Genomic DNA, 3,816 nt, shown 5'->3' with positions numbered 1-3,816 from the left:
GCAGCGGTGCCGGTTCCGGCGCGCAAAACGCTCTCGGCACGGCGGTAATGGCGGGAATGATCACGGCAACGGGACTCGGCGTTTACTATACACCGCTGTTTTTCGTTTTGGTGACACGGTTTTTTGGACGAAAAAAAGATCATGAACATGCCCCGGCTTCACCGACGGTTCCCGCCGCATAAGGCGGAAAAATACCTCGCGGATGCGAAAATGAATTGCCGGAGTGGAGGATATACATGGTGACAAGGTTCGAAACGACAAGGCTCCTCATTCGAAATTTTGAAGCCAAAGACGCTGATGGATTGTTTGCATACCTTTCTCGTCCTCGTGTGAATTGTTTTATTGATGAACGGCTACGCACGTTGGAAGAGGCCGCTGCCAATGTTGAGTGCAGAAGCAAGAGCGAATTGCAATACGCCGTTTGTCTGAAAGAAGAGAATGCCATTATCGGGAATTTATTTGCCGTCAAAGAAGAACCGGACACCTATAATGTCGGGTGGCATTTCAACGAACAATACGAGGGACAGGGATATGCAAGTGAATCTGTCAGGGCGTTCCTCAGTTTTCTTTTCGCAAACAGAAATGCAAGACGGATTTATGCCTATGTGGAAGAGGATAATATCCGCTCGCAGAAGCTCTGTGAACGCCTTGCTATGCGCAAGGAGGCTCACTTTATAGAATTTATATCCTTTATAAAAAAACCTGATGGGACGCCGAAATATGAGAATACATTTGTATATGCCATTTTGAAAAACGAGTTGTAATTATGCAGGAAAATCAACGTATTACTTCCAGACCAATACGATGATTGGCGAAGGGATGGTATAATTGGCTCTCAATAGCGGGGTAATTACCCCGCATATTGCACGAACGCCCCCGATCGTAACCGCCACTCATCCGATGGTATCTCTTGATCCCTTTCTGGGCTCCCTCGAAGACGGCCTCGACGATGGTATCGAACGGGATGGCTTTCGACATCAGACTCCCCCTTTTCTTAACGCACCACCCTCCACAAGATATACTTACAAAATCGTTATCCAAAACAAAAAGAAACCCTTTACAACACCTTCACCACCACCAGCGTCACGTCGTCCTCGGCGGGCAGCCCCCGGCGAAACGCCTCCAGCTCCTCAAACACCGCGCTCACGATCTTTCGGGCCGCAAGGTCCGTATTCTCCTTGATGATCCGGCGCAGGCGCTTTTTCCCAAACATCTCGCCGTTGCGGTTTCTGGCCTCCCAGATGCCGTCCGTGCCCAGCGCCACCACCTGCCCCCCGGCCATGCCCTCGAAGACGAATTCCTCGTAGGCCACGTCGCCGATGATCCCCAGCGGCACGCCGCCCTCGGACAGCTCCAAAAATCCCCCGGTCTTCGGATCGTACACCAGGGCCGGATCGTGCCCGGCCCGCACCCAGCGCATGCGCCCGGGCCGCGATCCGTCCGGCGACGGCTCCATGGACAGATAAAAAAGCGTCACGAAACGCCCGGTCTCGGCCGTGTCCTGGGTCAGCAGGCGGTTTAAGTCCTCCACATGGCAGGCCGGGCCGCCGCCCATGGAGGCCCGCATGCGCAAAAGCGCCCGGGCCGTGGTCATGAGCAGGGCCGAGGCCACCCCATGCCCGGACACGTCCCCCACGACAATCGCCACACTCCCCGGCCAAGCCCCGGGCACGGCCAGATAATCGTAATAATCCCCGCCTGTTTCGTCGCAGGAAATGCTTTTGCCCGCGATATCGAAGCCGGGCACGGCCGGGTTGTCCCGGGGCAGAAGCCGCAACTGCACCTCTTCGGCCAGGGCCAGGGCCTCGCGCAACAGCCGGTTTTTTTCCTTGATGATCAGGTTGGCGTCGCGCAGCTCCGTGTTCATGCGGCTTTGCAGCCCGGCGCCGATGTCGCGCAGATGCTCCAGACGGACGATGAGCTGCTCCGAGCGGGCGAGCTGTTTTTTCAGGAACCGTATCTCCCGGTCCTTCATGGCCATGGCGTCCGCTGCACATTCAGGCGCGGGCGCCTCCACAGGCGGCACGGGAAAGGACGCGCCGTCGCCCTTCCCGTCCCCGAAAAGCACCGTGACCAGGGTGCAGTTGTGGAACCGGGCCGGTTCGCCCGGGGCCAGGGGGCTGATCTCGCCATAGGCGTGGAAACCGGCGATGGGCAGCCCGGGCGGAAAATGCCCGCGCATCAGCTCGAACTCCTCCCGGGAGCGCTGGCCCAGGATGTAGCGCCTTGTGGAGCAGGAAAAGGCCAGGGCCGCGTCGGGGATGAAATCAGCGGGCATGATCCGGACCAGTTCCTCCAGGGACCGGGCCACGTCCCGGATGACGCCCTCCCGGGTGGCCTCGGTGATGCGGACCTCGGCGCCCTCGGGCACCACGTCGGAAAACACGATGCCGCCGCCCTCCTCGTCGTAGTCCATGGGACCGCGAATGGCGAACCGGCCGTCGTCCGCAAACACCGCCAGGGGCATTTCCGTGGCCGGCAGCCCATGCGGCCCCAGGGTGTCGCGGTAGAAATCCACAGCGGTTTTTCCGTCGATGCGCAACACGCGGGCGCCATCCACCGCGTCCACCCGCACCCGGCGGCCCACGGGACGCCAACTGTTGCTCACCGCGAAACAGGCCCGGACCGGGCCGAACATGCACAGCACCGGAACCGCTCCCCGCACCACCTCGCGCCCGAAAAACTGGCGCACGTCGTCGCGGCCCTCGCCAGCGGAGAACCCCCCGAAGACAGGACATCCGAAGGCTGCGGACAAAGCGGACACCAGCCGCCCCGGGGTCAGGCCCATGGCCTCGGGAAAGGCGAAAGCCAAAGACGCCGGTTCGTCGGGCCAGGCCGCCCGGGCCATGGCCGCCGCCTCACTGGCCGCGCCTTCCGGGTCGGCCAGGGCGTTTCGGCCGAGCCCCACCCCGAAACGCACCGTGTCCGACACGAAAAGCACCAGGCAGATGGAATCGAGGCTGAGGCCCAGGGCCGTGGAGAACTGCCCGGCCGTGGTGCATCCGATCAAGGGCATGTCCGGGAAGGACTGGGCCGTTATGTCCAAAAGCTGCGGCAGATCGAAACCGGAGGAGGAAAACACAATCCCCGCCCCAGGCGCGGCCCCGGCCAGCCGGGCCCGGCATTGCCGGATGACGTTCCCGGCGGCGCATTCGGTCTCCACGCACTGGGCCTGTCCGATGACGGCTCGAAACATATCGCGCTCCCCTGTCGGCCCCATGTCCCGAGGACCGGCGGCCAATGACGGTCATGCCTTAGGCATAGCCCAAAGGGGGCTGTGGGAAAAGGGGCCACAGGGACGTCTGCGGGGAAAAGGCGTTGCCCGGTCCCGGGAGAGTGCGTACATGCTGGGCAGGGCCTTGTAACCGATGCGCCGCCCGCACCGACACAGGCTTTCAGAGGCGACGCCTGCCGTGACGCGCCAAGCCGCCTCCTGGCCATTCCGGCTTTCCCCCTGCCGCAAACCCCTTTCCTGTATGAGGTGGATGCCATGTCCCCACGCCTTTTCCGAGCCAGCGCCGTCCTTTTTGCCGCGCTCATTGTCTGCTTTCCCGCCGCCCTCCCGGCCGCAGAGACGGGTTCGACCGGAAACAACGTCACCGAGATGCGCCGCCATGTGGAGGCGGCCTGGGCCGCCGTGGAGGTCGGCGATCCGGCCAGGGCCAGGGCCGAAGGCCTGGCGGCGCAGGCCGCCTGGGCCGCCGTGCGCCCCATGTCGAAAAAGGCCATCGTAAACGCCCATCCGGACATGGACGCCCGCCTGGCCGCCCTGCCGGAAGAGGCCGCCCGCATGGCCGCCGCGCGCGCCGCCAACCC

General features: G+C 62.4%; 4 protein-coding genes. 3 read left to right on the top strand and 1 reads right to left on the bottom strand.

Translation table 11 applies throughout. The features are described from left to right. A partial coding sequence (locus V3572_RS09335) for an efflux RND transporter permease subunit (RefSeq protein WP_332110724.1) occupies positions 1-182 on the top strand: 182 nt, incomplete at its 5' end. A 54-nt stretch (positions 183-236) separates the two neighbouring features. Then, a complete protein-coding gene (locus tag V3572_RS09330; RefSeq protein ID WP_332110723.1) occupies positions 237-764 on the top strand; it encodes a GNAT family N-acetyltransferase in 528 nt (175 codons plus the stop codon). 293 nt (positions 765-1,057) lie between these two features. Here V3572_RS09330 and V3572_RS09325 read toward each other — a convergent pair whose 3' ends face one another. Beyond that, on the bottom strand, positions 1,058-3,196 hold the full coding sequence (locus V3572_RS09325) for a SpoIIE family protein phosphatase (RefSeq protein WP_332110722.1): 2,139 nt from the start codon (positions 3,194-3,196) through the stop codon (positions 1,058-1,060). Positions 3,197-3,490: 294 nt separating this feature from the next. On the opposite strand from V3572_RS09325, the gene V3572_RS09320 reads away from it, so the two are divergent. After that, positions 3,491-3,816 (top strand): hypothetical protein (locus V3572_RS09320; protein WP_332110721.1); only part of this gene is annotated, 326 nt, incomplete at its 3' end.

The sequence above is a fragment of the Desulfolutivibrio sp. genome, from assembly GCF_036584575.1.
Lineage (GTDB): Bacteria > Desulfobacterota > Desulfovibrionia > Desulfovibrionales > Desulfovibrionaceae > Desulfolutivibrio.
Note: the sequence above shows the minus strand (reverse complement) of the source record. Positions and strands in the feature narration are given on the sequence as shown.